This is a genomic window from Enterobacter sp. MGH85 (assembly GCF_001037655.1).
Taxonomy (GTDB): domain Bacteria; phylum Pseudomonadota; class Gammaproteobacteria; order Enterobacterales; family Enterobacteriaceae; genus Enterobacter; species Enterobacter intestinihominis.
This window is the reverse complement of record NZ_KQ089925.1, coordinates 3,356,756-3,364,351: the sequence shown is the minus strand read 5'-3', so window position 1 is coordinate 3,364,351 and position 7,596 is coordinate 3,356,756. Positions and strand designations below refer to the sequence as shown.

Annotated in this window: 1 protein-coding gene; it reads left to right on the top strand. The window is 61.6% G+C overall.

What is annotated here, in order from left to right; translation table 11 throughout:
* A partial coding sequence (locus SK51_RS15805; protein ID WP_048206799.1) for a beta strand repeat-containing protein occupies window positions 1–7,568 on the top strand: 7,568 nt, incomplete at its 5' end.
* Window positions 7,569–7,596 lie beyond the last annotated feature (28 nt).

Genomic DNA, 7,596 nt, shown 5'->3' with positions numbered 1-7,596 from the left:
AACACAATCAGGCGCAGATCGTCAGCGGCTCCGCCACCGGCGCGGCGGCGGGCGATAAGGTCACCGTCACGATCGGCGGCCAGACTTACACCACCGTGCTGGACGCGGCGGGTAACTGGAGCGTGGGCGTTCCGGCAAATGTGATTTCAGTCCTCAGCGACGGCACCGTGACCGTCACTGCGTCTGTCACCGACGCGGCGGGCAACACCGGCAGCGGCACGCATAATGTGACCGTCGATACCGGTCTGCCGTCGGTCAGCTTTAACGCCATCAGCGATGACAACGTACTGAACGCGGTAGAAAAAGGGCAGGACCTGAGCGTCAGCGGCACCAGCGCCAACCTGGCGGAAGGCACCGTGGTGACCGTAATTCTGAACGGTAAAAACTACACGGCGACAACTGCGGCAGACGGCACCTGGAGCCTGACCGTTCCGGCGGCGGATCTGGCGAGCCTGGGCGAAGCCAACTACACCCTGAGCGCGACCGCCACCAACGGCGTGGGCAACAGCGTGAGCAATACCGCGAACCTGCTTGTCGACACCGCGCTGCCAACCGTCACCATCAACACAGTGGCGGGCGACAACGTGATTAACGCGGCGGAAGTGGCTGCGGGGCAGACCCTCAGCGGCAGGGTAACGAACGCTGAGGCGGGCAACACCGTGACGGTGACCATCGGCGGCAACAGCTACACCGCGACGGTGCAGAGCGATCTGACCTGGTCCGTGAACGTGCCTGAGTCGGTTCTGACGGCGCTGGGCAACGGCGATTTAACGGTGTCAGCGACCGTCACTAATGACCATGGCAATTCGGGAACGGGCGAGCGCGATATCACTATCGACGCCAGCCTGCCGGGGCTGCGCGTGGATACCGTGGCGGGCGATGACGTGATCAACAGCATTGAGCATGGTCAGAATCTTATCGTCACTGGCTCAAGCGATGGGCTGGCGGCGGGCACTACGCTCACCGTGACCCTGAATGGCAAGACCTATGCCGCGTCGGTACTGGCAGACGGCTCCTGGACCGCGGCGATCCCGGCGGCAGACGTGGGCGCTCTGGCCGCAGGCACGATGACCGTCACCGTAGCGGGCCAGAGCGCGGCGGGCAATCCGGTCTCCATCAGCCACGACGTCACCGTCGATCTGGCAGCCGTGGCAATCAGCATCGATGCCATCGCCACCGACGACGTGATTAATGCGGCGGAGAAAGGCGCGGATCTGGTGCTTTCCGGCAGCACATCCAATGTGGAAGAGAACCAGACCGTGACCATCACCTTTGGCGGCAGGTCTTACACCGCCAAAGTCGATGCCGACGGCAACTGGACGGCGAGCGTGCCTTCCTCGGATCTGGCGGGTCTGAAAGACGGCGACGCCAGCGTGCAGGTGAGCATCACCAACGCGCACGGCAACAGCGCTTCGGCGGGCCGCGAATACAGTGTAGATGCCACCGCACCAACCGTGACGATTGACACGGTCGCAGGCGACAACGTGATCAACGGCAGCGAAGCGGCTGCGGGCGTGGCCATTTCCGGCACCACCACGGCGGAAGTCGGTCAGACGGTAACCGTAACCTTCGGCGGGAACAGCTACACCGCGCAGGTTCAGCAGGGCGGCGTCTGGAGCGTTAACGTGCCGGGCACAGACCTGTCCGCCCTGGCGGATAACGGCTACACCGTGCAGGTGAGCGTGAGTGACGCCGCGGGTAACCCGGGCAGCGCGGGTAAAGCGATTACGCTTGATACCACGCCGCCGACCGTCAGCTTTAACGTCGTGGCGGGTGATGACGTCATCAACAGCGTGGAGCACGGGCAGGCGCAGATCGTCAGCGGCACCGCAACCGGCGCCAGCGTCGGCGATAAGCTGATTATCACCATCGGTTCGAATCAGTACACCACCACCGTTGACGCCAGCGGCAAATGGAGCGTGGGCGTTCCGGCCAGCGTGATTTCCGCACTGGCCGACGGCACCGTAACCCTCAGCGCGACTATCACCGACAGCGCAGGCAACAGCAGCACTCAGACCCATGACGTGGTGGTAAATACCGCATCGGTCGCGCTGACCGTCAACACCCTCAGCGGTGATGACGTGATCAATGCGGCAGAAGCGGGCGCGTCGCTGGTTATCAACGGTTCCAGTGCGCAGTTCGCCAGCGGTACGCAGGTCACTATCACCCTGAATGGTAAGAGCTATACGGCCACCATTCAGAGCGACGGCGCCTGGCAGACCACCGTTCCAGCCGCCGACGTGGGCGCTCTGGCCGACGGCGCGAGCTACCAGGTTTCTGCTTCGGCGCAGGACAGCGCCGGGAACAGCGCCTCGGCGACGCATACCATCAGCGTGGACACCACCGCGCCGGTGATTAGCGTGAACACGTTGTCGGGCGACGACGTGCTGAATGCGGCGGAAGCTCAGCAGCCGCTCACCGTACACGGCTCTTCCAGCGCGGAAGCAGGCCAGACGGTGACCGTCACGCTGGGCGGAAAAACCTACACTGCGCTTGTCGGCAGCGATGGCACCTGGACGCTGGACGTTCCGGCGGCAGACCTGGTCGCACTGAGCCAGGGTGCGCTGACGGTGACCGCCGTGGTCAACGATAAAGCCGGTAACAGCGGCCAGACGACCCATACCCATACCTTAACGGTCGATACCGTCGCACCAGCCGTCACCATCAGCACCGTGGCCGATGACGATATCGTCAACAACGCCGAGCAGTTGGCGGGGCAGACTATTAGCGGGACCACCACCGCGGAGCAGGGCCAGACGGTGACCGTCTCCTTCAACGGGCACAGCTATCAGGCGACCGTTGGAGCAGACGGTTCGTGGTCGGTCTTCGTGCCGGGCCGCGACTTCCTCGGCCTGAGCGATGGGGATTACACCATTACGGCTACGGTGAGCGATAAGGCGGGTAACCCGGGCAGCGCAACACACGACGTGACGCTGAACGGCGACGTGCCGACCATCGTCATTAACACCTTTGCCCAGGACGATATTGTCAACGCCGCCGAGCACGGCACGCCGCTAATTGTCAGCGGCACCACCGACGCGCCTGCGGGCCAGACGGTGACCATTACGCTTAACGGTAAAACCTACACGGCTACCGTTCAAAATGACGGCACCTGGAGCTATACGGTCGGCAGCGCAGACGTGACCGCGCTGGCGGACGGCGGTTCGTACGTGATCAATGCGCAGGTGAGCAACGCCATCGGCAACAGCGCCAGCGATAACCACAGCGTCACCGTGGATCTCACCGCACCGTCAATGGGGATCAGCATTGATTCCCTGCAAAACGATACCGGCCTGAGCGCGAGTGACTTCATCACCAACGATAAGCAGGTGGTGGTGAACGGTTCGCTATCGGCGCAGCTCGGCAATAACGAGAAGGCGCAGATCAGCCTGGACGGTGGTTCAACCTGGATTGACCTGACCGTGACCGGCACCACCTGGCGCTACACCGATGGGCGTACCCTGACGGACGGGACGTACCCGTACCAGGTGCGCGTCATTGATAATGCGGGCAACGTTGGGGCAACGGACAGCCAGGACGTGGTAATCGATCTGACGAAGCCTGCGGCGACGAGCATTACCGTGGATTCCGTCTCGCAGGATACCGGCCTGTCCGACAGCGACTTCATTACCAGCGACAACCAGATTAGCCTGAAAGGGACGCTCGGCGCGGCCCTGGGCAGCGGCGACCACGCGCAGATCAGCCTGGACGGTGGCGCGACCTGGACTGACGTGAGCGTCAGCGGTCTGAGCTGGACCTACGTTGATGGCCGCACGCTGGCCGACGGAGACTACAACTACCAGCTGCGGGTGATTGACGACGCGGGGAATATCAGCGCCACCACCAGCCAGGTGGTGACCATTGATACCGTCGCGCCGGACGCCAGCAAAACGATCGCTATCGACAGCATCAGCGACGATACCGGCCTGAGCAGCAGCGACTTTATCACCAATGATACCTCCCTGACGCTGCACGGCTCGCTCGGCGCAACGCTGGCCGACGGCGAATATGCCCAGATTAGCATCGACGGCGGAGTCAGCTGGCAGAACGTGATCGTCACCGGCAACAGTTGGTACTACGTGGACGGCCGCACGCTGGGTAACCAGACCTATGACTACTACGTTCGCGTAGTGGATGCGGCGGGCAACGTGGGTGCCAGCGCTCATCAGCAGGTGATGGTCGATACGGTCGCGCCGGATGCGGCGATTACGGTGACCGTGGATAACATCACCGTCGATACCGGCTTCGACAATAACGACTTCCTGACCAGTTCGACCTCGTACACGCTCAACGGGACGCTCGGGGCCGAACTCGGGGCGGGTGAGTATGTGCAGGTGAGCATGGATGGCGGCACTACCTGGGTTTACGCCACGGTAAGCGGCACCCGGTGGAGTTATAACGACGCGCGCACCCTGGCCGACGGCGACTACCGCTATCAGGTGCGGGTTGTCGATCAGGCGGGCAACGTCGGGGCCACCACCACGCAGGACGTGACGGTGGATACCCAGGCGCCGCAGTACGGCATCACCATTGACAGCATCAGCGAAGATACCGGGCAGTCCGGGAGTGATTTCATCACCATGGACACCTCGCTGACGATCAACGGCTCGTTGGGCAGCGCGCTGGCCAGCGACGAGCGCGTACAGATCAGCCTCGACGGCGGCAATACCTGGATTGACACTGCCGTCACTAACCAGCGCTGGAGCTATACGGATACCCGCGATCTGGCGGACGGGGATTACACCTGGCAGGTGCGGATCATCGACCAGGCGGGCAACGTCGGCTCAACCTCGTCGCAGGTGGTAACGGTTGATACCACGCCGCCTGAAACGGTGGGAACGGTGGTCAGCTATACCGACGGGGAAGGTGAACGTACGGGCACGTACGGCGCATCAGTCGCGACAGACGATACCTCACCGCTGATCAACGGTACGCTTAACCGTGCTCCGGAAGACGGCGAAATCGTGCAGCTTTACCGGGACGGGATCTTGCTGGGTCAGGTCACAATGAACGGCAGCGCAAGCTGGTCCTATCAGGACAACGGCCTGCTCGACGGGAATCACACTTACATTCTGCGCGTCACCGACAAAGCCGGTAACTACACGGAATCGGATGGCTTTGTGCTGAACGTCGATACCAGCATCCCGACCACCACGGCGGCGATTACTGCCCAGACCACCTCGGATACCACGCCGATTATTAATGGCACGGTGTCTGCGGACCTGGTGAATGGGGAGTACCTGGTGGTGATGGTGAACGGGAAAACCTATACGTCGCAGACCGGCGGCGCGGTGGTAGTCGACCCGGATCACAATACCTGGTATCTGCAGATCCCGGACAGCGATGCCCTGAGCGTGGCGAACTACGACGTAACCGCGCAGGTGAAGAGTAGCGCGGGCAACGGTAACACCACTGGTACGGCAACCGGCAGCCTGGTGATCGATACCACCTCGGTGAATACCGACTGGGCGACCACGACGGGTAACTCGAACAACTCGACCATGACGGTGGGCACCAATAGCAGCGGGCTGTGGAATATCATTGCTAACGGCCAGTCTTACTCCAGCAGCGATAGCTCGACCTATGCCGGCAATACGCTGAGCAACACCCGTGTCTATTACGTGGTGAGTCAGACCGCCGCCGACTTTGACCGTAACGGCACCCAGGATATTTTCGCAACTGAGAACACCTACGCGGGTTCTACGCAGGTGATGTGGACCTACGATGGCAGCAGTTACACCGCCAGCCAGCTGGCAATGGGGACCACTATCTGGTACGGCGGCGTAATTGCCTACGATAAAACCGGGGATGGCTATCTGGATCTGGCCTACGGAGATGCCGGTATGGACTCCCTGACCTACCTGGTTAATACCAACGGCGTTCTGTCGCCGGACGGCACCGGCGGGGAAGGTGGATTCTACGGCCAGTTCGATTCCGGACGTGAAATCTCCGGCGTCGACCTGAACAACGACGGCACCGTGGACATCGTGCAGCACACCAACCGCAGCGGGGCGTACTCGCTCACCGTGATAAACAACAACGGGAACGGTACGCTCTCCATTGGCCAGAACCTGACCAACGTGTTTGTGGCCAACGCCTCGAATACCACCACGGCGGCGTCCATGACGTGGGCGGACTTTAACGGCGATGGCTACATGGACCTGTACCTGGGCAGCAGCTACAACAGCAACGGCGGGGTGATTTACTACAACGACGGTACCGGGCAGCTATCCACCACCAGGAGCGCGGTGGAAGCCTCTAACGCCACGGCGGGCTATTTGTCGGTGGCGGTGGACTGGAACGGCGATGGGCAGATGGACATCATCAAGCTCAGCACCTACGGCGGCTCGCAGACGGCAACCTTGTTCACCAACAACGGCTACGGCTCAACCTGGACTTCAAGCCAGCTTGCGTCAGGGCTTGCTAACGTCACCGGCGTCGCCGCGGTGGACTACAACTGGGATGGTGCGCAGGATCTGCTGGTGTCTCAGCAGAATGGCAAGGTGGTGCTGGTGCAGAACAATGCGGAGATCGCTGACGGTACCGCGATGCATCTGCACATTGTCGATAGCGAAGGCATCAACGCCTACTATGGCAACACGGTCAATCTGTATAACGCTGCGGGCGTGCTGGTGGCCTCGCAGATCATCAACGCCCAGTCCGGCATTGGCTCGAATGATACCTCTGCGCAGGTAAGTTTCTACGGGCTGGATCCGAACGAAACCTACTCGGCGGAGATCGTGAAGATCACCAACGGCGTGTCGGATAACGTCACCTGGACCGGCCTGGACGCGAGCAACGGCAAAGAGGGTTATGTTCTCACCGCCGAAGCGGCCACCGGCGGCCACAGCGGAACCATTACCGGAACCGGGTATAACGACACCTTTATCGCAGAGGATGGGACCTATACCTATAACGGCTCCGGCGGCTGGAATACCCATTCCGACTACGACACCTGGAGCAATACCGGCGGCATGGACGTGGTGGATTACCGCAATGCCACCTCTGGGATAACTGTTGATTTGCGCCTCTCAACGGCTCAGGACACCGGGTTCGGTACCACACGGTTGTTGAATATTGAAGGGATTAACGGCTCCGACTATGACGACGTGATCACCGGCAACAGCGGTGATAACCAGTTCGAAGGCCGCGGCGGTAACGACACCTTCAACATCGGCAGCGGCGGTCAGGACACGCTGCTCTATAAGCTGATCAACGCGTCTGACGCGACGGGCGGCAACGGTAGCGATGTGGTGAACGGCTTTACCGTCGGTACCTGGGAAGGGACGGCAGACACGGACCGCATCGATCTGCGCGACCTGCTTTCCGACAGCGGCTATACCGGCACCGGCTCGGCGAGCTACGTGAACGGCGTGGCGACGCTGGACAGTAGCGCGGGCAACATTGCTGACTACATCCGCGTGGTGCAGAACGGCAGCAACACCGAGATCCAGGTTGACCTCGACGGGACGGGCGGCCAGTTCTCGCCAACCACCCTGGTGACGCTGAACGGTGTGCAGACGGATCTGGCGACGCTGCTGGCAAATCATCAACTGTTAATTGCGTAAAACAACGCCGCGGGGAGCGATCCTCGCG